The organism is Halomonas sp. MCCC 1A11062, from assembly GCF_021404355.1.
GTDB classification, from domain to species: Bacteria; Pseudomonadota; Gammaproteobacteria; order Pseudomonadales; family Halomonadaceae; genus Halomonas; species Halomonas aerodenitrificans.
The window spans coordinates 69,709-90,213 of record NZ_JABFTW010000014.1 but is presented as its reverse complement, the minus strand read 5'-3'; the positions used below and the strand labels follow the sequence as shown (position 1 = coordinate 90,213).

Sequence of the window (20,505 nt, the reverse complement as noted above, 5' to 3'; positions counted from 1 at the left end):
TCCATGAAACTCAACACGCTGAGCCCGGCACCGGGTTCCAAGCACGCCGAGAAGCGCGTCGGCCGTGGCATCGGTTCCGGTCTGGGTAAGACCGGTGGCCGTGGCCACAAGGGTCAGAAGTCGCGTAGCGGCGGCACCGTGAAGCCCGGTTTCGAGGGTGGTCAGATGCCGCTGCAGCGGCGCCTGCCCAAGTTCGGCTTCACTTCCATGAAGTCGCTGGTCTCCGAAGAGGTGCGCCTGAGCGAGCTGGCCAAGGTCGAGGGTGACGAAGTCACTCTGGAGACCCTGAAGCAGGCCAACGTGCTCAAGGACGCTACTCTGCACGCGAAGATCATTCTTTCCGGCGACGTCAACAAGGCGGTCACCGTTCGCGGCGTCAAGGTCACCAAGGGTGCCCGTGCCGCGATCGAAGCTGCCGGCGGCAAGGTAGAGGACTAAATGGCCAAGTCAGGAAACATGCCGGCGATGGGCAGCGGTCTGAGTGAACTGTGGGCGCGTCTGCGCTTCGTGCTCCTCGCCATCGTGGTGTACCGTATCGGTGCCCATATTCCCGTTCCCGGTATCAATCCTGACCAGCTTGCTGCCTTGTTCAGGGAGCAGCAGGGCACCATCCTGGGCATGTTCAACATGTTCTCGGGTGGCGCCCTGGAGCGCATGAGTATCATGGCGCTGGGCATCATGCCCTACATCTCCGCGTCGATCATCATGCAGCTGCTGACCGCAGTCTCGCCCCACCTCGAGCAGTTGAAGAAGGAGGGCGAGGCCGGTCGCCGCAAGATCAGCCAGTACACCCGCTACGGTACCGTGCTGCTGGCCTTCGTCCAGGCCACCGGCATGTCGGTGGGTCTGGCCAGCCAGGGCATCGCCTATAGCGCTGACTTCAGCTTCTATTTCACTGCCATCGTCACCTTCGTGTCGGGTGCAGTGTTCCTGATGTGGCTGGGCGAGCAGATCACCGAAAAGGGTATCGGCAACGGTATCTCGCTGCTGATCTTCGCCGGTATCGTCGCAGGCCTGCCGGGTGCGGTGGGACAGGCGTTCGAGCTGGCCCGCAACGAAGGCGCGTGGAACGTGCTGCCGCTGCTGGCTCTCTCCGTGCTGGGCGTGGCGACCGTGGCCTTCGTGGTCTTCATCGAACGCGGCCAGCGCCGTATCACGGTGAACTATCCGCGGCGTCAGGTCGGCAACAAGATGTATGCCGGGCAGAGCAGTTATCTGCCGCTGAAGGTGAACATGGCGGGTGTGATTCCGCCGATCTTCGCTTCCAGCATCCTGCTGTTCCCTGCCTCCATTGGCCAGTGGGTCGGAGCGGGCGACGGCATGGAGTGGTTGCAGCGTGCCTCCCAGGCCCTGGGCCCGGGACAGCCGCTCTACATCTTGCTTTTCGGCGCGGCGGTGATATTCTTCTGCTTCTTTTACACAGCACTGGTCTTCAATCCCAAGGATGTCGCTGACAACCTCAAGAAGTCAGGGGCCTTCCTCCCGGGTATTCGTCCTGGTGAGCAGACCGCTCGCTATGTCGACAAGGTCATGACCCGTCTGACCCTGTGCGGCGCCCTGTACATCACTGCGGTTTCCTTGATGCCCCAGTTCCTGATCGTGGCGTGGAACGTGCCGTTCTTCTTCGGCGGTACCGCGCTGCTGATCATCGTGGTGGTCATCATGGACTTCATGGCCCAGGTGCAGTCGCATCTCATGTCGCACCAGTACGAGTCGGTGATGAAGAAGTCCAACCTGAAAGGCTATGGCAGCGGCGGCATCATGCGCTGAGTGGCGCTGCCGGTGACAAGGCGCGCCGCGCCGATTTTGGAGAAGGAACGATGAAAGTTCGAGCTTCCGTCAAGAAGATGTGCCGTAACTGCAAGATCATTCGGCGCAATGGCGCGGTTCGCGTCATCTGCATCGAGCCGCGGCACAAGCAGCGCCAGGGTTGATTCTGGCGTTTGTGAATAAGTGGTGCCGGCATACCCCTTGCCCTGAGATGGGTAAAGGGGTATGCTGTTGCGCCTTTTGTAGTAACTAATCGAGCAAGCCGCTCAAATTTCGGAGAAAGCTGATGGCCCGTATTGCAGGCGTCAATATCCCGGACAACAAGCATGCGGCGATCTCGCTGACCTATATCTTCGGGATTGGCCGCACGCGTGCACAGGAAATCTGTGCCGCTACCGGCATCGCGCCGACCACCAAGATCCAGGAGCTCTCTTCTGAAGAAGTAGATGCCCTGCGTGCAGAGGTCGGCAAGTACACCGTGGAAGGTGACCTTCGTCGTGATGTGACGCTGAACATCAAGCGTCTCATGGACCTGGGTTGCTATCGTGGTCTGCGTCATCGTCGTAGTCTTCCGCTGCGTGGTCAGCGGACCAAGACTAACGCGCGCACCCGTAAGGGCCCGCGTAAGCCGATCCGCAAGTAACACGCACGTTCTGGCGTAAAGACAGGAATAGACATCAACATGGCTAACCCGCGTAGCAACCGTAAAAAGGTTAAAAAGCAGGTAGTGGACGCCGTTGCGCACATCCACGCCTCTTTTAACAACACGATCGTGACGATCACAGACCGCCAGGGCAATGCTCTCTCTTGGGCAACTGCCGGTGGTTCGGGTTTTCGTGGTTCTCGCAAGAGCACCCCGTTCGCTGCTCAAGTGGCAAGCGAACGTGCAGCGACCGCTGCAGCCGAGTATGGTGTGAAAAACGTCGACGTGCTGGTCAAGGGCCCCGGTCCTGGCCGTGAATCCGCCGTGCGCGCTCTGAGCGCCGCCGGCTTCCGCGTGCAGAGCATCACTGACGCGACGCCCATTCCCCACAATGGCTGCCGTCCGCCGAAGAAACGCCGCGTTTAAGGAGACAGATTCATGGCTCGTTATATTGGACCGAAGTGCAAACTGTCTCGTCGTGAAGGCACCGACCTCTTCCTCAAGAGTGGTGTGACTCCCTTCGAGAAGAAGTGCAAATCCGAGCAGATTCCGGGTGTGCACGGCCAGCGCCGTCAGCGTCTTTCCGACTACGGCTTGCAGCTTCGCGAGAAGCAAAAAGTGCGTCGTATCTACGGCGTACTCGAAAAGCAGTTCCGCAGCTACTACAAGGAGGCCGCCCGTCGCTCCGGCGCCACCGGCGAAGTCCTGCTGCAGCTGCTCGAATCCCGACTGGACAACGTCGTCTACCGCATGGGCTTCGGCTCCACTCGTTCCGAGGCACGCCAGCTGGTGAGCCACAAGGCGATCGCGGTCAACGGCCGCACCGTCAACGTGGCTTCCTATCAGGTCAAGCCCGGTGACGTGGTTTCCGTTCGCGAGAAGGCGAAGAACCAGGCGCGCATCCAGAGTGCTCTCTCCATCGCTGCCAACCGTGGCGACGTCGCCTGGATCGAGGTCGACGCGAAGAAGATGGAAGGCACCTTCAAGGCTATCCCGGAGCGCGGCGATCTGTCGGCCGACATCAACGAAAACCTGATCGTCGAGCTGTACTCGAAGTAAGCGTCGCTGACCGCGTCGCGCCGGCCCCTCGGGGCCGGCAGCGAGTACCGAGTAACCGTTAGGCAGCCTCAAAGGTGTAGTTATGCAGCGTTCAGTGACAGAGTTTCTCCGTCCGCGCGATATCAAGGTCGAAGAGATCAGCGCGCATCACGCGAAGATCGTGCTCGAGCCGTTCGAGCGTGGCTTTGGCCATACCCTGGGCAATGCGCTGCGTCGCATTCTGCTCTCGTCCATGCCCGGCTGCGCCGTGGTGGAAGTCGAGATCGCAGGTGTCGAGCATGAGTACAGCGCGATCGAGGGTGTTCAGGAAGACGTCATCGAGATTCTCCTGAACCTCAAGGACGTGGCCATCCGCATGCACAGTCGCGACGAGGCAGTGCTCTCGCTGAACAAGCAGGGCCCGGCCGTGGTGACCGCGGGCGACATCGTCCTCGATCACGACGTCGAGATCGTCAACCCGGAGCATGTCATCGCTCACGTCAACGAGGGTGCCGAGCTCAAGATGCAGCTCAAGATCGCTCGTGGCCGTGGCTATGAGCCGGCTGATGCTCGTGTTGGTGCCGACGATGAGTCGCGTGCCATCGGTCGCCTGCAGCTGGATGCCACCTTCAGCCCCGTGCGTCGCGTCTCGTATGCCGTCGATGCCGCCCGTGTCGAGCAGCGTACCGACCTGGACAAGCTGATCATCGACCTGGAAACCGACGGCACCCTGGATCCGGAAGAGGCCATCCGTCGCAGCGCCACCATCCTGCAGGAGCAGCTGGCAGCGTTCGTCGACCTGGAAGCCGACAAGGAGCAGGAGATCGAGGAGGAAGAGGATCACGTCGATCCGATCCTGCTGCGCCCCGTAGACGATCTCGAGTTGACCGTCCGCAGTGCCAACTGCCTGAAGGCCGAGAACATCTACTACATCGGCGACTTGATTCAGCGCACCGAAGTCGAGCTGCTCAAGACGCCGAACCTCGGCAAGAAGTCTTTGAACGAAATCAAGGACGTGTTGGCTGCTCGCGGTCTTTCCCTCGGCATGCGGCTGGAGAACTGGCCGCCGGCGAGCCTGAAGGACGACAAGGCCTCTGCGTGAGCGTCGACTCGAGTCCCAGTTTGGTAAGGAATTGCAACCATGCGTCATCGTAAGAGTGGTCGTCATCTGAATCGCACCAGCTCGCATCGCCAGGCCATGTTCAAGAACATGAGCGTGTCGCTGATCGAGCATGAAGTGATCAAGACAACCCTGCCCAAGGCCAAGGAGCTGCGTCGCGTCATCGAGCCGCTGATCACCCTGGCCAAGCAGGACAGCGTCGCCAATCGTCGTCTGGCCTTCAGCCGCACCCGCTCCAAAGAAGCGGTCGGCAAGCTCTTCAACGAGCTGGGTCCGCGTTACGCCGAGCGTCCGGGCGGTTACGTCCGTATCCTCAAGTGCGGTTTCCGCACCGGCGACAACGCCCCCATGGCCTTCGTCGAACTCGTTGACCGCCCGGTCGTCGAGGAGGTCGAGGAAGCCGCAGCCGAGGAGTGATCCCCGGCGGCGGGCCCGGCCCGGCAATGCTGTAGCGGTAGATACGAAAAACCCGGCTTCTCACGAAGCCGGGTTTTTTTGCTGTAGCGCTGTGGCGGTGCTATTTGGACGTTGCCAGCTCGGCCTGCTGGCTCCTGGCCCGCTCCAGCAATGGCTTGAGGAAGCGCCCGGTGTGGGAGACTTCCATCTCGGCGACCTGCTCCGGTGTGCCCTCGGCGATGATGCGCCCGCCGCCGGAGCCGCCCTCGGGGCCGAGATCGACGATCCAGTCGGCGGTCTTGATCACGTCGAGGTTGTGCTCGATCACCACGATGGTGTTGCCGTGGTCGCGCAGACGGTGAAGCACGGCGAGCAGCTGCCGAATGTCCTCGAAGTGCAGCCCGGTGGTGGGCTCGTCGAGGATGTAGAGCGTCTTGCCGGTGTCGCGCTTGGCCAGCTCGCGGGCCAGCTTGACCCGCTGGGCTTCACCGCCGGAGAGCGTGGTGGCGCTCTGGCCCAGACGGATGTAGGAAAGTCCAACATCGAGCAGGGTCTGCAGGCGACGGGCGATGGCCGGCACCGGACTGAAGAACTCCAGCGCTTCCTCCACGGTCATCTCGAGCACCTCGTCGATGCTCTTGCCCTTGTACTCGATCTCCAGCGTCTCGCGGTTGTAGCGCTTGCCCTTGCACACGTCGCAGGGCACGTAGATGTCGGGCAGGAAGTGCATCTCGACCTTGATCATGCCCTCGCCCTGGCACGCCTCGCAGCGGCCGCCCTTGACGTTGAACGAGAAGCGCCCCGGCTTGTAGCCGCGCGAGCGGGCCTCCTGGGTACCGGCGAAGAGCTCGCGGATCGGCGTGAAGATGCCGGTATAGGTGGCCGGGTTGGAGCGCGGCGTACGCCCGATGGGGCTCTGATCGATGTCGATCACCTTGTCGAGCTGGTCGAGCCCTTCGATGTGCTCATAGGGCGCCGGGGTCAGGGTGGTAGCGTGATTGAGCTCACGGGCGGCAATCGGCATCAGGGTCGAGTTGATCAGCGTCGACTTGCCCGAACCGGAGACACCCGTGACGCAGATGAACAGCCCCAGCGGCAGGGTCAGGCTGACATTGCGCAGGTTGTTGCCGTGGGCGCCGGTCAGCCGCAGCTGCTTCTCCGGGTTGCCGGGGATGCGCCACTTGGGCACCTCGATGCGGCGCTTGCCCGATAGGTACTGGCCGGTGAGCGAGTGGTCGCTGGCCATCACCGCTTCCGGCGTGCCCTGGGCAACGATACGTCCGCCGTGTACGCCGGCGCCGGGGCCGATGTCGAGTACGTGGTCGGCGGCGCGGATGGCGTCCTCGTCATGCTCGACCACGATCACGGTGTTGCCCAGGTCGCGCAGGTGGATCAGGGTCTTGAGCAGGCGGTCGTTGTCACGCTGATGCAGGCCGATGGAGGGCTCGTCGAGGATGTACATCACGCCCACCAGGCCGGCGCCGATCTGGCTGGCCAGGCGAATGCGCTGGGCCTCGCCGCCGGAGAGGGTCTCGGCGCTGCGCTCCAGGTTGAGATAGTCGAGGCCGACGTTGACCAGGAACTCCAGCCGGGCGTGGATCTCGTTGATCACCTTCTGGGCGATCTCGCCCTTGCGCCCCGGTAGGGTCAGCCGCTGGAAGTAGTCCCATGCTTCGCCGATGGGCAGCTGCACGATCTGCGGCAGGGTATGTTCGTCGACGAAGACGTGGCGGGACTCCTTGCGCAGGCGCGAGCCGTGACAGCTGGGGCAGGGGCGGTCAGCGATGTAGCGCGCCAGCTCCTCGCGCACCATGCTCGATTCGGTTTCGCGGTAGCGTCGCTGCATGTTGGGCAGCACGCCCTCGAAGGGGTGCTCGCGGGTCACGCGGCGGCCGCGGTCGTTGACGTAGCTGAAGGCGATCTCGTCGTCGCCGCTGCCGTAGAGAATCAGCTCCTTCTCGTGGCGGGCCAGGTCCTGCCACGGTGTCTCGAGGGTGAAGCGGTAGTGATCTGCCACTGCCTGCAGCTGGCTGAAGTAGTAGACGCTGCGCCGGTCCCAGCCCTTGATCACGCCTTCGGCCAGGGACAGCTCCGGGTGGCTGATCAGCTTGTCGGGGTCGAATACCTGTTGTACGCCCAGGCCGTCGCAGGTGGGGCAGGCGCCGGCCGGGTTGTTGAACGAGAACATGCGCGGCTCGAGTTCGGCAATGGCGTAGCCGCACACCGGGCAGGCGAAGCGCGCCGAGAAGGTGATGTCCTCGGCCTCGCCATCCATGAAGTGCACCACGGCGATGCCGTCGGCCAGATTGAGCGCAGTCTCGAACGATTCCGCCAGGCGCTGCTGGAGCCCCTCGCGCACCTTGATGCGATCCACCACCACGCTGATATCGTGCTTCTTGTTCTTGTCCAGCGGTGCGATGTCGTCGAGCTCCAGCGCCTGACCGTCGACCATCACCCGCACGAAGCCCTGGGCGCGCAGCTCGGCGAGCAGCTGCAGGTGCTCGCCCTTGCGGCCCTTGACCACCGGCGCCAGCAGCATCAGTTTGCTGCCCTCGGGTAGGGCCAGCACCTGATCGACCATTTGCGAAATGGTGCTGGCCTCGAGATCCTCGCCGTGTTCGGGGCAGCGCGGCGTGCCGGCGCGGGCGAACAGCAGGCGCAGGTAGTCGTAGATCTCGGTGATGGTGCCGACCGTGGAGCGCGGGTTGTGAGAGGTCGATTTCTGCTCGATGGAGATCGCCGGCGACAGCCCCTCGATGTGGTCGACGTCGGGTTTCTCCATCATCGACAGGAACTGGCGGGCATAGGTGGAGAGCGATTCCACGTAGCGCCGTTGGCCCTCGGCGTAGAGCGTGTCGAAGGCCAGCGACGACTTGCCCGAACCGGAGAGCCCGGTCACCACGATCAGACTGTCGCGGGGCAGCTCGACGTCGATCTGCTTGAGGTTGTGGGTGCGTGCACCCCTGACCACGATCCTGTCCATTCCCACCTCATGGCGCGCTGGCAAAACCTCGATTATACGCCTGCGACGCAATGCGCGCCAAAGCGCCGCTGGTCGGAACGTTTCCTGTAGGGGCCGGAATCGTTAGAATAGTCGGCTCATCTCGAGGGCCTCGGCCCGCCTACCCATGGAATCGTCTGACTCCCTATGCGCAAGCTCTCTGGACTGCTGCTAGCCTCCGAACGGCGAGCCATCACCGGCCTGGCCGGCCTGTATGCCACGCGCATGCTGGGGCTGTTCATGGTGCTGCCGGTACTGGCGTTGTATGCCGACGAGCTGGTCGGCGCCACGCCGCTGCTGGTGGGGGTGGCACTGGGCGTGTACGGCTTGACCCAGGCGGTGCTGCAGATCCCCTTCGGCCTGCTCTCCGACCGTCTGGGACGCAAGCCGGTGATCGCTGCCGGGCTGCTGCTGTTCGTGATCGGCAGCGTGGTGGCGGCCAATGCCGATTCCATCGGCGGGGTGATCCTGGGGCGCTGCCTGCAGGGCAGCGGGGCGGTGGCGGCGGCGATCATGGCACTGCTGGCCGATCAGACCCGCGAGCAGGTGCGCACCGCGGCCATGGCCACCATCGGTCTCTCCATCGGCGTGGCCTTTGCCGTGGCCATGGTGCTGGGCCCCTGGCTGGCCGCGACGTTCGGTCTCTCATCGGTGTTCTGGTTCACCGCCATGCTCGCCGCGCTGGGGTTGGTGGTATTGTGGAAGCTGGTGCCGCCGGCGCCGCGTCGGCTGCGTCATCGCGACGTGGGCATCGACCGCCGGCAGCTGAACGCCATTCTCACCCGCGCCGACCTGTGGCGGCTGGACCTGTCGATCTTCGCCCTGCACTTGGTGCTGATGGCGATTTTCGTTGCCGTGCCGTTTCGCCTGGTCGAGGCGGGCATCGAGGCCGAGCGTCATGGTCTGACCTATCTCGGCATCATGGCGCTGGCTTTCGTCGGCATGGTGCCGTTGGTGGTCATCGCCGAGAAGCGTCAGCGCATGCGCGGCATGAGCCTGACGGCGATCGCGGCGATCGGCGCAAGCCTGGTCGGGCTGGCCGTCTTCGGTGGTGGCTGGGCGCTGTTCGCCTGGCTGCTGCTGTTCTTCGTGGCGTTCAACCTGCTGGAGGCGATGCTGCCTTCGATGTTGAGCAAGCTGGCACCGGCCGGGGCCAAGGGCACGGCAATGGGCGTCTACTCCACCAGTCAGTTCCTGGGCGCCTTCTTCGGTGGCGTGCTGGGGGGCTTTCTGGCTCAGCAGTGGGGGCTGGCGGCGGTGTTCGCCGGCAGCGCCACGCTGGTCGGCATCTGGTGGCTGCTGATGCTGGGCATGCCCACCGTACCGCATCTGTCCAGCGAGGTGGTGGCGCTCGACGACGACCAGCACGGGGATGCTCTCGACACGCTGATGACGAGCTTTGCCGACGTGGCCGGCGTTGAGGACGTGATGGTCGTTCCCGAGGAGCGAGTGGCGTATCTTAAGGTGGATCGGCAGCGCCTCGATGAGGATGCCCTGGCGCGTCTGATCCGCTCGAGTCGTAACCGGGGCGGCTAGTCTGTCGCTCGGGCGCAGCTCCGATCGGCCGTTCCATTACAATGCACATGTTCATTTGATAAAGGGAGTCCAGCATGGCCCGTGGCGTCAACAAGGTCATACTCATCGGCAACCTGGGGCAGGATCCCGAGGTGCGATTCATGCCGTCCGGCAGTCCCGTCGCCAACCTGCGCGTCGCCACTACCGACACCTGGACCGACAAGCAGAGCGGGCAGCGCCAGGAGCGTACCGAGTGGCACTCGGTGGTACTGTTCAACCGCCTGGCCGAGATCGCTCAGCAGTATCTGAAGAAGGGCTCTCGGGTCTATCTCGAAGGGCGCCTGCAGACGCGCAAGTGGCAGGGGCAGGACGGTCAGGACCGCTATACCACCGAGATCGTCTGCAACGACATGCAGATGCTCGATACCCGTGGCGGCGAGTTCGGCGGTCAGGGCGCCGGTATGCAGCAGCAGGGCGGCGGCTACGGAGCACCTCAGGGCGCGCCCATGCCGCAACAGGGCGGCTATGGCGCCCCGCCGGCTCAGGGCGGCGGCTTCGGCAACAATGCGCCGCAGCAGGGCGGCTATGGCGGCGGCCAGCCCCAGCAGCGCCCGCCGGCACAGGGCGGTCAGCCTCAGCAGGGCGGTCAGCCTCAGCAGGGCGGCCAGCCTCAGCAGGGCGGTCAGAAGCAGAACAACTACGGTGCCCCCGACCCGGGCAGCTTCGACGATTTCGACGACGAGATCCCGTTCTGACGCTGCCCGTCCCAGGCTGCCGGAGGCTATCGTGAAGCTGTTGGTACTGGATGCCGGCCACTGCCTCAACCTGGCGTTGGCCAGGCTGGCGCATCGGCGTAGCGACACCGAGCTCGTCATCGAGCCCGGTTTGAACATCGATGCCGCGCTGCTGCGCGAGGTGGCTCCGGCGGCGGTGATCATTCCGCCGCTCTCGGCGCCGATGGAGATCGAGCCGGCCGCCGTCGTGGCGCATGGGGAGGGAGTGGATGCCTGCCTGGCAGCGTGCCGCGAGACCGATACGCCGCTGGTCTGGTGCGTATCCGACCAGCTCTACCAGGACGGCTTCGAAACGCCCATCGACGAGCATGTGATTCCGGCACCCCGCGACGAGAGCTTGCGTCGCCTGATCGCCATCGGCGATCGCATCCGTGCTGGCCATCCGCGCCATCTGATCGTGCGGCTGGGGCCGTTGTTCGCCCTGGAGGGCGGGCATGCCTGGCTCAGCGGTGTGATCGACAGCCTGGTTAGCGGGGAAGAGGTGCGGGCGGCGCAGGACGTGATCTTTTGTCCCACTGCCGCCGACGCCGTGGCCATGGCGCTGGTCGGCATGCTGCACCAGCTGACCTGTGGCTCGAGCGCCTGGGGCGCCTACCACTTGGCAGGCACGGAGCCGGTCAGCGCTTACACCTTCACCACCATGGTGCGCACCCAGCTGTCGACCCGGCTCGAGGGGCTGGGGGAGCAGATCGAGCTGGGCGAGGTGAAGGCGCTCAAGCATCATCATGACCAGCCGCTGCGACGAGTGCTCAACTGTCGACGGGTGCTGGAGGCGTTCGGCGTGCATCAGAAACCCTGGCGCCTGGAAGTGGGACGTCTGCTCGATGAGTGGTGCCAGGCGCGCCGCGCCAGCCGACTCGATGAAGAGGGCGGCACGACCCCATGAATGTGTTGCGCAGTCTGCTGTTCTATGTTGGTTACTTTCTTGCCATTCTGGTTTTCGGTGCGCTGTTGCTGCCTGTGGCGCCGCTGCTGGCGTTGCCGGCGCGCTATCGGCTGCTCAATCTCTACAATCATTTCCTGACCGCCTGGTTTCGCTGGACCTGTGGTGTGACCTATCGGGTCCGTGGCCGAGAGCATCTACCTGATGGGCCCTGCGTGATATTGGCCAATCACCAGTGCGAGTGGGAGACCATCTTCCTGCAGATTCTCAAGCCACCGGTGTGCACGGTACTCAAGCAGGAGTTGTTGCGTATTCCGCTGTTCGGTTGGGGGCTCAGGCTGCTACACCCCATCGGGCTCGACCGATCGAAGCCGGCGCGGGCCATGCGCCAGGTGCTGAGCCAGGGGGTGGCGCGACTGCAGGAGGGACTGTCGGTATTGATCTTTCCCGAGGGCACTCGGGTGGATCCGGGCCAGCGGCGGCGTTACAACAAGAGCGGTGCCGTCATCGCCTGTCGCGCCGGTGTCCCGGTGGTGCCGGTGGCGCACAATGCCGGCGAGCGCTGGCCGGGGCGTCAGTGGGTGAAGAATCCGGGAGTGCTCAACGTGGTGGTGGGCGAACCCATTATGACCGAAGGGCGTACGCCCGAGGAAGTGCTGAAAGAGGTCGAAGCCTGGATCGAGGCGCGCCTGGCCGAGATTTCCGAAGTGCCGCGCCCGGCCGATGCCAAGCCCGCCGTGGGGGCCAGCGTCGACTGAGCGCTGTCGCCTGGCTTACGCAAAAGGCGCCCTGAGGAGGGCGCCTTTTGCGTTGGCCGTGGGCGTGAGCCGCCTGCCTGGATCAGTCGCGGTAGCGCTGCAGCACCAGGCAGGCATTGGTGCCGCCGAAGCCGAAGCTGTTGGAGAGCACGCGATCCACGCTGACACCGTCGCGCAGACTGGTCACGATATCGAAGCCGGCCGCCTGGTCGTCGAGCTCCTCCACGTTGGCCGAGGCAGCGATGAAGCCATGCTCCATCATCAGCAGGGAGTAGATGGTCTCCTGCACGCCGGTGGCGCCCAGCGAGTGGCCGGTCAACGACTTGGTGGAACTCATGGGCGGCGTGGAGTCGCCGAAGACCTCACGGATGGCCTTGAGCTCGGCCACATCGCCCACCGGCGTGGAGGTGCCGTGGGTGTTGATGTAGTCGATGGAGCCGTCGACGCCGGCCATGGCCTGACGCATGCAGCGCACTGCGCCCTCGCCGGAAGGGGCGACCATGTCGTGGCCGTCGGAGGTGGCGCCGTAGCCGACCAGCTCGGCGTAGATCTTGGCCCCGCGTGCCTTGGCGTGTTCGAGCTCCTCGAGCACCAGCATGCCGCCGCCGCCGGCGATGACGAAGCCGTCGCGGGCCTTGTCATAGGGGCGCGAGGCCTTCTCGGGCGTCTCGTTGTACTGGGTGGAGAGCGCGCCCATGGCATCGAACAGGCACGACAGGGTCCAGTGCTCCTCTTCGCCGCCGCCGGCGAAGACGATGTCCTGCTTGCCCAGTTGGATCTGCTCCATGGCGTTGCCGATGCAGTGGGCCGAGGTGGCGCAGGCGGAGGAGATGGAGTAGTTGACCCCCTTGATCTTGAACGGCGTGGCGAGACACGCCGAGACGGTGCTGCCCATGGTACGGGTGACCCGGTAGGGACCGACCCGGCGCAGGCCCTTCTCGCGCATGACATCGGCCGCTTCGACCTGGTTGGCACTCGAGGCGCCGCCTGAGCCGGCGATGAGCCCGGTGCGCTCGCTGGACACCTGCTCGGGAGTGAGCCCTGCGTCCTCTATGGCCTGCGCCATGCTGACATAGGCGTAGGCCGCGGCATCGCCCATGAAACGGCGCAGCTTGCGGTCGATCAGGGCGTCGAGATCGATATCCACGACCCCGGCGACATGGCTACGAAAGCCAAGTTCAGCGTACTCCTCCTTGAAGCGAATGCCCGAGCGCCCATTCCGGAGCGCCTCGACGACCGCCTGCGGGTCGTTGCCCAGGCAGGATACGATGCCCAGGCCGGTGACTACCACTCGTCGCATGGAAGCCTCCTGTATCAGAAATTCGCGGTAGAGGTGAACAGGCCGACACGCAGATCGGTGGCCTGGTAGATGTCGCGGCCATCGACCGACACGGTGCCGTCGGCGATACCGAGAATCAGGCGCCGGGTAATGATGCGCTTGATGTCGATCTTGTAGGTGACCTTGTTGGCGTCGGGCAGGATCTGGCCGGTGAACTTCACCTCGCCACAGCCCAGGGCGCGGCCGCGGCCGGGGTGGCCGAGCCAGCCCAGGTAGAAGCCCACCAGTTGCCACATGGCATCGAGCCCCAGGCAGCCGGGCATGACCGGATCGCCGGGGAAGTGGCAGTCGAAGAACCACAGGTCGGGATGGATATCCAGCTCGGCGATCAGTTCGCCCTTGCCAAAGTCGCCCCCATCTTCGTAGATGCGGGTGATACGATCGAGCATCAACATGTTGGGTGCCGGCAGCTGAGCGTTGCCGGGGCCGAAAAGCTCGCCGCGGCTACATGCCAGCAGTTCTTCGCGTTCGAAAGAGTGTTGCTTGGTCACTGAGTCGTTCCGAGTCACAGTTGTAATGGGCCTTTCCGCATGCAGTGCAGCGGCGGCGTGGCGCAGAGCCGACCCGCCCGGGCGGCCCTGCCTAGTCTACTGGCCGTGGCCTTCGATTGCACGTCAGGCATGACGCGACCTTCACCACGGATTAAAGTGTCGGCGTCAAGTGTCGATACTCAATGAAGGGTCGATGCATTGCATGGGCGCAATTTACTCTCTCCACCGTCATTGCGGGATCTCACATGCGGCCATCCTCCGCCTTCAATCGACCGCTGCTTTGGGCTGCCATGGTAGCGCTGCCGGCCTGCATCTGGCTGCCCGATCCCGGTTTGCGGACGGTGGCGGTCGGCATCGTGGCAATCGGGCTCTGGGTGGCCTGGCGTCAGATCAAGCGCGATCGTCAGCACGCCGACCTGATGCAGCAGGCGCTGATGCTTTCCGAAGAGGGCGTGCAGATCACCGATGCCGACAATCGCATTCTGGCCGTCAATCCCGCCTTTACCCGCATCACCGGTTTCACCGAAGACGAGGTGCGTGGGCTTAGCGCCGCCAGCCTGGCGGCGTCGCGTCATGATTCGGCCTTCTTCAAGCGCTTCTGGCAGACCCTGCACAGCAAGGGGCGCTGGGAGGGCGAAATCTGGAATCGGCGCAAGCAGGGGGATGAATTCCCGGAGTGGCTGCGGGTCAAGGCGGTGACCGATGGCCGTGGTCGCATCACTCACTATGTGGGCACTTTCACCGACATCTCGGTGCACAAGGCGCGCGAGCAGGACCTGCGGCGCATCGGCTTCGAGGATCCGCTCACCGGGCTGCCCAACCGTCGGCGTTTGCACGATCTGATGACCTCACGTCTGCGCCATCTGCGCGCTGGCGAAAGCCTCGACATGGCCATCATCGACATCGACGGCTTCAAGTCGGTCAACGACAGCCTGGGGGTGGAGCAGGGCGACCGTCTCTTAGCCCGCTTCGGCCAGCGGCTGGCGCATCATATGGCGGGCGGTGTGGTGGGGCGCCTGGGCGGTGACGAATTCCTGGCCATTCGTACCACTACCTTCGATGATCATGACAAGTGGGTTGCCGGCCTGCGCGACCATCTGGGCGAGCCGTTCGAGGTCGGCAGCAAGACGCTGCGCCTGGGGCTCTCCATCGGCAGCTGTCGGGCACCGGAGGATGGCAAGGAGTCCAGCGTGCTGTTCCAGCGTCTGGAGTCGGCGCTCTATTCTGCCAAGCGCCATGGGCGCAACGTCAGTCGGCGTTTTCGTCCGGCCCTCGACGTGCAGGACTCACCGCAGATGGCGCTGGTCTACGGCCTGCGTGACGCGCTGGCCAACGGTGAACAGCTCGAACTCCACTACCAGACCCAGCATCGCGTGATGGACGGCGCCGTGGTCGGCATGGAGGCGTTGCTGCGCTGGCGGCACCCGGAGCACGGCATGGTCTCGCCCGGCGACTTCATCCCGTTGGCCGAGCGGCACGGGCTGATGGGGCCGCTGGGCAATTGGGTGATCGACGAGGCACTGGCGCAAATGGCGCGCTGGCGCGAGATGGGGCTCCCGCAATTGCCGGTATGGATCAATATCTCGGCGATCCAGATGTTTCAGGGTGAACTGGAAGCGGCGCTCGCCGCCGGCCTGGCCCGGCATGGTATCGAGCCCTCTCAGTTGGGGCTGGAACTCACGGAGTCGGTACTGCTCGACGAGCGCGCCGGCGATATCGTGCCGCGCCTGGAAGCGCTGCGCGCCAAGGGGCACCGCATCGCCATCGACGACTTCGGCATGGGTTATTCGTCACTGAGCTATCTGAAGAACCTGCCGCTGGACAAGCTCAAGCTCGACCGCGCCTTCATCCGCTCGTTGCCCGACGACCCCGCCGATGCCGCCATCGTCAGCGCGGTGCTGGCCATGGCACGCGGACTGGGGCTCGACGTGGTGGCCGAAGGCGTTGAAACCCACGGTCAGCTCGGCTTTCTGCAGCAGGCCGGCTGCCGTCTGGTACAGGGGTACCTCTACTCCCGCCCGGGGCCGGCAGAGGTGATCGAGGCCCAATGGCAGGCGCTCAAGACCGACTCGGCGGGGCTGATGCTACGTGCCGAACCTACTGCATAGCACCATTAGAGCCGGGGTACAGGTCGGGCTCCGGGTTTGGCAAGCAGCAGCTGGCTGGTGCCGATGGAGCGCTCGGTGAACCCCGCTTCGCAGTAGCACAGGTAGTAGCGCCACAGGCGAATGAAGCGTTCGTCATAGCCCAGCCGCTGCACGGTCTCCAGGTTGGCTTCGAAGCGGTGGCGCCACTCGCGAAGCGTGCGGGCGTAGTGTGGGCCAATCTCCTGCAAGGCCCCCAGGTTGAGCGAAGTGCACCGGGTCAGGCCATCGAGTATGGCGCGGTGCGAAGGCAGGAAGCCGCCGGGGAAGACGTGGCGCTTGATGAAATCCACCTCGCGTCTGGCCGCCTCGTAGCGCTGGTCGCGGATGGTGATGGCCTGCAGCATGGCTAATCCATCCACCTTCAGCAGACGGTCGAGCGTGGCCAGGTAGGTGTCGAGGTACTGGTGGCCGACGGCCTCGATCATTTCCACCGAGACCAGCCGGTCAAAGCGGCCTTCGAGTTCGCGGTAGTCCCGCTGCAGCACCGTGATCTGCCCTTCCAGCCCCGCCTCGCGCACACGCTGCCGCGTATGCCGATACTGTTCGCTGGAAATGGTCGTGGTGGTGACCCGACAGCCGCGGGTGACGGCGGCATGGATGGCCAGGCCGCCCCAGCCGGTACCGATCTCCAGCAAGTGATGCTGCGGCTGCACGTCGAGCTGGGTCAGCAGCAGGTCGAGCTTGTGAGTCGAGGCCTCCTCCAGGTTGGCTTCCGGATGTGGAAAGACGGCGCTCGAATACATCCGGTGACGCTGATCGAGGAAGAGAGCAAAGAGCTCGTTGCCGATGTCGTAATGCGCGGCTATGTTGCGCCGGGCGCGGCTGAGCGTATTACCCAGCAGGCGCTGCCCCAGGCTGCCCAGCCAGATGCCTGCCCGCGCCACTCGGGATCCCACATCACCGTCGAGCCGCTCCATGTTGATGGCGCACAGCCGAATCAGACCGACCAGGTCGTCGACGTCCCAGTCGCCATCGACATAGGCTTCGGCCGCGCCGAGGCTGCCACCCAGAGCCAGCCGGCGCCACGCTCTCGCCCGACGCACCACCAGGGTGACCTGCAGTGGGCCACCCTGTCCGAGCCGGTGGCATTGGCTGCCTTCGATCAACGTGATGGTACCGCCCGCGAGGCTGCCGAGCTGAGCCAGCATACGCGGCCGCAGCCAGCGTATCAGGGCCGACTCGGGTTCGGGTAGCGGCCGCTCGGGGTGAGTGCGGAGCATGTTCACGGCGTGGTCTCCTTGCGCTGAGGGTGGTCGTGGACGGGAACCCCCTTGGCCCAGAGCCTGAGTGCCTCGTAGTGAATGGCGGCGAGGGTCTTGAGGTTCATCCAGGGCTGGCGCGCCAGGGCTGCAAGCAGCGCCCGGCGTGTTGCGGGTTGCATCGCCAGGGTCAGGCTGGCATCGAAGTGGCGCTCACCCTGGCGCCAGGTTTCCATGTGCAGGGCCAACGTTTCGCCCGGGGTGTTGAAGCGCCAGCGGTAGGTCATGTCCAGCGGCAGAAAGGGCGAGACATGCAGGGTCTTGGCGAATTCGGCGGCGTGGGTGTAGCGCCCTGGCGCCACGGCACAGGCATAGCGAGTTCGCTCCCGCCATGGCGTGTTGGTCACCTCGCCCAGCACGGCGCCCAGGGCGCCGCCCTCTTCCTCACGCTGATAGAGGTAGTAGAGCGAGATGGGGTTGAAGCCCGAGCCCAGGGTGCGTAACTGGGTGAGCAGGCAGACCCTCCCCTGGGGCGCCCGGCCGAGCTGGCGGGCGACTTCGTCGCGGGCCGCGTCGGCCAAGGAGGATGAGTAAGGTGCCAGATAATCCTCGCGGCGAAAGCGCGCCAGGGCCGGGCGCCGGATGCTGAAGCCCGGCACCCCGTCGAACAGCTCGGGCAGCTCGTCGAGGTCGAGCCACAGCATCCATATCCCATATTCGAACCGATGGCAGCGGGGCAGGTGGCGTCGATGCAGCAGCGTGCCATGGCAGACACGTGAGCGCGGCGATGTGGTCATGCGCTGACCGTCGCCCTGGCCGGCGTGCCGACGGCATGAGTGCCGCTTTCGTCGCAGCCCAGCGCATGAGCCACCCGCAGCGCGCTCCATACCCCGTCTTCATGAAATCCGTTGCGCCAGTAGGCACCGCAATAGTGGGTGCGCTGGGTGCCGCCCGAGATCTCGCCATGTCTGGCCTGAGCGTGCTGGCCGGCAAGACTGAACTGAGGGTGGGAGTAGCGAAAGCGTCCCAGTACCCGGCAGGGGTCGATGGCGTCGGCGTCGTTGAGGGTGACGCAGAAGGTGTGCGGCGCCTCGAGACGCTGCAGGATGTTCATGTTGTAGGTCACCGAGGCCCGGGCATCGTCGCCGCGCCCGTCCAGACGATAGTTCCAGCTGGCCCAGGCGCGTCGGCGCCGCGGCAGCAGGCGGGTGTCGGTATGCAGCACCACCTCGTTGCCGGCGTAGGGCAGCGAGCCCAGCACCTCACGCTCGGCCTGGCTGGCATCCTCGAGCAGCCGCAGCGCCTCGTCGGCGTGGCAGGCCAGCACTACCTGATCGAACATTTCCTGTCCTCGCGAAGTGGTCAGCACGACGCCGTTGGCGCTGCGCCGGATGCCCCGGACCGGGGTGGCCAGCCGGATCCGCTCGGCGTAGGGGGCCGTCAGGTCGGGAATGTAGGCCCGCGAGCCGCCGACCAGGGTGTACCACTGGGGGCGGTGACGTAGCGACAGCAGGCCGTGATGATGGAAGAAGCGGACGAAGAACAGCGCCGGCATGCGGCGTATGTCGCCCAGGCTAGCCGACCAGATGGCCGCGCCCATGGGCAGCAAGTAGCGGCGCTGGAAGTCGACGCCGAAGCCCCAAGTGTCGAGATACTCGGCCAGGGTGAACGCCGCCGACAGCCGCTCGTACCTGAGATCGTCGCTGGCCTGTCGATTGAAGCGCAGGATGTCGGCCAACAGACGATGGAAGCGCGGGCTGAGGAGGTTGCGACGCTGAGCGAACAGCGAGCCTAGGGTGTGGCCGTTGTACTCGAAGTCACGCTGCGTCTCGTGCACGGAGAAGCTCATCTCGGTGGGCTGCACGGCGACGCCGAGCTGTGTGAGCAGGCGCTGGAAATGCGGGTAGGTGCGATCGTTGAAAACGATGAAGCCGGTGTCGATGGCGTAGCGGCGAGCGTCGAGTTCGACGTCCACGGTGGCGGTATGCCCACCCAGCCGCTCAGCCGCTTCGAACAGCGTGACCTGGTGGCGGGCGCTGAGGTACCAGGCGGCCGCCATGCCGCTGATGCCGCTGCCCACCACGGCGATGCGCTGAGCGGGAACCGCACGATCAAGAGGCGAAGAAAGGCTGGCGGTCATGGCGTCAGGTCTCCATGGCGGGGTGGCGGACCAGACACTTGCCCAGCCGAAAGCGCAGCGACGGCGGCAGCAAGCCGAGCAGGCGGATGCCATAGGTGAAGCGGCGCGGAAAGTGAATGTCGAGGCGGCGCTTCTCCAGGCCGGCCACGATGGCCTTGGCCGCCGCTTCCGCCGAGATCCGCATGGGCATGGCGAAGTCGTTGCGCTCGGTCAACGGGGTGGCGACGAAGCCGGGATGTATCAGGCTGACGTCGATGCCCTCATGGGCCAGATCCAGACGCAGCGACTCGAGATAGTGGCTCAAGGCGGCCTTCGAAGCGCCGTAGGCCTCGGCCCGTGGCAGCGCCAGGTAGGCCGCAGCGCTAGAAGTGGCGGCCAACAGGGGGCGTTTCCCCGCCTGCCGAGCTTGGCGCAACAGCGGCAGAGCGGCAGTGGTGCAGTACACCGCGCCGAAGAAGTTGACCGCAAACACGCGCTCGACCAGGGCGCTGTCCAGGTGTGGTGGATCGAGGTACTCGCAGGTGCCGGCATTGAGAATCGCCATGTCCAACTGGCCGAACAGGTCGCCGAGGTGGCGGCCGGCCGTTTCCACGGCGTTGCGGTCGGTCACGTCGAGCGGCAGCGGCAGAGCGTTGCTCCGGCCTTCGCTCAGCGCCTTCAGCGCCGGCTCGCTGCGCCCGCTCAGCGCTACCAGGTGGCCTTCGTCGAGCAGGCGAGTCGCCAGGGCACGTCCGATGCCCGAGCTGGCGCCGGTCAGCCAGATTCGCCGATTTCCACTCAGAAGGGCCATGCCTGCTCCTTGATGTTTGAACCTGCGCCTAGCCTGCCACCCGTCGCTTCAGCCAGCGCACCATGCCGCCAATGGCGGGTAGCTGCTCGTAGAGCATTGCGCCGGCGTCGAAGTAGTCGCGATGCCGACAGACCCGCTGCGGCTCAGCGGGCGAGAAGGTCAGCTGTGAGCAGCCTTCCACTGCGATGGAGTTGCCGCCTGCCAGGCGTGGGTGCCTCATTTGCATCGTCCAGGTGACGTAGGCCTGCCGCTCTACTCTCAAGCTGTCGTGAAAGACGAAACGGCACTCCGTCACGTTTTCGTACAGTTTGAGGAAGTGGGCTTCGAGCGCCTCTAGCCCCTCGATCCGATGGAAAGGGTCGATGAACGTCACATCGCGAGTATATAACTCGTACAATAATTCTGTACAGTTTTTGTCTAGCTTATTGAAGGCGGCGCAAAAGGTCGCCAGGGTGTCGTCCTGGTGCATGCTGATCTCTCC

Annotated in this window: 21 protein-coding genes; 13 read left to right on the top strand and 8 right to left on the bottom strand. The window is 64.8% G+C overall.

Going from position 1 to position 20,505, the window contains the following annotated elements:
* The first annotated feature begins 3 nt into the window (after positions 1–3).
* The 8 genes from rplO to rplQ all read left to right on the top strand — a co-directional run bounded on the left by rplO (position 4) and on the right by rplQ (position 4,988).
* Positions 4–438: a 50S ribosomal protein L15 gene (gene rplO / locus HOP58_RS15315; protein ID WP_010626485.1), complete on the top strand. Its 435-nt coding sequence runs from the start codon at positions 4–6 to the stop codon at positions 436–438.
* Positions 439–1,770 (top strand): preprotein translocase subunit SecY, encoded by a 1,332-nt coding sequence (gene secY, locus HOP58_RS15310; protein ID WP_026037871.1) that lies wholly within the window; start codon positions 439–441, stop codon positions 1,768–1,770.
* 50 nt (positions 1,771–1,820) lie between these two features.
* On the top strand, positions 1,821–1,934 hold the full coding sequence (gene rpmJ, locus HOP58_RS15305; protein WP_009099023.1) for a 50S ribosomal protein L36: 114 nt from the start codon (positions 1,821–1,823) through the stop codon (positions 1,932–1,934).
* A 122-nt stretch (positions 1,935–2,056) separates the two neighbouring features.
* On the top strand, positions 2,057–2,413 hold the full coding sequence (gene rpsM, locus HOP58_RS15300) for a 30S ribosomal protein S13 (protein WP_010626487.1): 357 nt from the start codon (positions 2,057–2,059) through the stop codon (positions 2,411–2,413).
* A 39-nt stretch (positions 2,414–2,452) separates the two neighbouring features.
* The gene (gene rpsK / locus HOP58_RS15295) at positions 2,453–2,839 is read left to right on the top strand and encodes a 30S ribosomal protein S11 (RefSeq protein ID WP_010626488.1); all 387 of its coding nucleotides are present in this window, start codon (positions 2,453–2,455) and stop codon (positions 2,837–2,839) included.
* A 12-nt stretch (positions 2,840–2,851) separates the two neighbouring features.
* Positions 2,852–3,472, top strand: coding sequence for a 30S ribosomal protein S4 (gene rpsD / locus HOP58_RS15290; protein ID WP_010626489.1), 621 nt, complete (start codon positions 2,852–2,854; stop codon positions 3,470–3,472).
* Positions 3,473–3,554: 82 nt separating this feature from the next.
* A complete protein-coding gene (gene rpoA, locus HOP58_RS15285) occupies positions 3,555–4,553 on the top strand; it encodes a DNA-directed RNA polymerase subunit alpha (protein ID WP_010626490.1) in 999 nt (332 codons plus the stop codon).
* A 39-nt stretch (positions 4,554–4,592) separates the two neighbouring features.
* Positions 4,593–4,988, top strand: a complete 396-nt coding sequence (gene rplQ / locus HOP58_RS15280; protein WP_010626491.1) for a 50S ribosomal protein L17 — start codon at positions 4,593–4,595, stop codon at positions 4,986–4,988.
* A 100-nt stretch (positions 4,989–5,088) separates the two neighbouring features.
* On the opposite strand, the gene uvrA is transcribed toward rplQ, so the two are convergent.
* Entirely contained in the window at positions 5,089–7,950 is a 2,862-nt protein-coding gene (gene uvrA, locus HOP58_RS15275; RefSeq protein ID WP_234255600.1) for an excinuclease ABC subunit UvrA, read from the bottom strand.
* Between the two features lie 165 nt (positions 7,951–8,115).
* On the opposite strand from uvrA, the gene HOP58_RS15270 reads away from it, so the two are divergent.
* The 4 genes from HOP58_RS15270 to HOP58_RS15255 all read left to right on the top strand — a co-directional run bounded on the left by HOP58_RS15270 (position 8,116) and on the right by HOP58_RS15255 (position 11,918).
* Positions 8,116–9,504, top strand: coding sequence for an MFS transporter (locus HOP58_RS15270; RefSeq protein ID WP_234255599.1), 1,389 nt, complete (start codon positions 8,116–8,118; stop codon positions 9,502–9,504).
* A gap of 74 nt (positions 9,505–9,578) precedes the next feature.
* Positions 9,579–10,238 carry a single-stranded DNA-binding protein gene (ssb, locus tag HOP58_RS15265; RefSeq protein ID WP_234260805.1) on the top strand — a complete coding sequence of 220 codons (660 nt, stop codon included), beginning with the start codon at positions 9,579–9,581 and terminating at the stop codon, positions 10,236–10,238.
* 31 nt (positions 10,239–10,269) lie between these two features.
* Positions 10,270–11,163, top strand: a complete 894-nt coding sequence (locus HOP58_RS15260) for a sugar nucleotide-binding protein (RefSeq protein WP_234255597.1) — start codon at positions 10,270–10,272, stop codon at positions 11,161–11,163.
* Positions 11,160–11,918, top strand: coding sequence for a lysophospholipid acyltransferase family protein (locus HOP58_RS15255; protein WP_234260804.1), 759 nt, complete (start codon positions 11,160–11,162; stop codon positions 11,916–11,918). Before HOP58_RS15260 ends, HOP58_RS15255 begins: the two co-directional genes overlap by 4 nt.
* A gap of 82 nt (positions 11,919–12,000) precedes the next feature.
* On the opposite strand, the gene fabB is transcribed toward HOP58_RS15255, so the two are convergent.
* Both fabB and fabA read right to left on the bottom strand, forming a co-directional pair.
* A complete protein-coding gene (gene fabB / locus HOP58_RS15250) occupies positions 12,001–13,218 on the bottom strand; it encodes a beta-ketoacyl-ACP synthase I (RefSeq protein ID WP_010626498.1) in 1,218 nt (405 codons plus the stop codon).
* A 14-nt stretch (positions 13,219–13,232) separates the two neighbouring features.
* The gene (gene fabA / locus HOP58_RS15245) at positions 13,233–13,748 is read right to left on the bottom strand and encodes a 3-hydroxyacyl-[acyl-carrier-protein] dehydratase FabA (protein ID WP_010626499.1); all 516 of its coding nucleotides are present in this window, start codon (positions 13,746–13,748) and stop codon (positions 13,233–13,235) included.
* A gap of 245 nt (positions 13,749–13,993) precedes the next feature.
* Between fabA and HOP58_RS15240 the strand changes: the two genes are divergently transcribed.
* Positions 13,994–15,856, top strand: a complete 1,863-nt coding sequence (locus HOP58_RS15240; RefSeq protein WP_010626500.1) for a GGDEF domain-containing phosphodiesterase — start codon at positions 13,994–13,996, stop codon at positions 15,854–15,856.
* Between the two features lie 5 nt (positions 15,857–15,861).
* Here HOP58_RS15240 and HOP58_RS15235 read toward each other — a convergent pair whose 3' ends face one another.
* The 5 genes from HOP58_RS15235 to HOP58_RS15215 are packed head-to-tail and all read right to left on the bottom strand — an operon-like array spanning position 15,862 to position 20,493.
* On the bottom strand, positions 15,862–17,115 hold the full coding sequence (locus tag HOP58_RS15235; protein ID WP_234260810.1) for a cyclopropane-fatty-acyl-phospholipid synthase family protein: 1,254 nt from the start codon (positions 17,113–17,115) through the stop codon (positions 15,862–15,864).
* Positions 17,116–17,117: 2 nt separating this feature from the next.
* Entirely contained in the window at positions 17,118–17,891 is a 774-nt protein-coding gene (locus HOP58_RS15230; RefSeq protein ID WP_234260803.1) for a DUF1365 domain-containing protein, read from the bottom strand.
* Positions 17,888–19,234 carry an FAD-dependent oxidoreductase gene (locus tag HOP58_RS15225; RefSeq protein WP_234260802.1) on the bottom strand — a complete coding sequence of 449 codons (1,347 nt, stop codon included), beginning with the start codon at positions 19,232–19,234 and terminating at the stop codon, positions 17,888–17,890. Before HOP58_RS15225 ends, HOP58_RS15230 begins: the two co-directional genes overlap by 4 nt.
* A 4-nt stretch (positions 19,235–19,238) precedes the next feature.
* A complete protein-coding gene (locus tag HOP58_RS15220; RefSeq protein WP_010626504.1) occupies positions 19,239–20,024 on the bottom strand; it encodes an SDR family NAD(P)-dependent oxidoreductase in 786 nt (261 codons plus the stop codon).
* A 28-nt stretch (positions 20,025–20,052) separates the two neighbouring features.
* Positions 20,053–20,493 carry a nuclear transport factor 2 family protein gene (locus HOP58_RS15215; RefSeq protein ID WP_234260801.1) on the bottom strand — a complete coding sequence of 147 codons (441 nt, stop codon included), beginning with the start codon at positions 20,491–20,493 and terminating at the stop codon, positions 20,053–20,055.
* Positions 20,494–20,505: the final 12 nt, after the last annotated feature.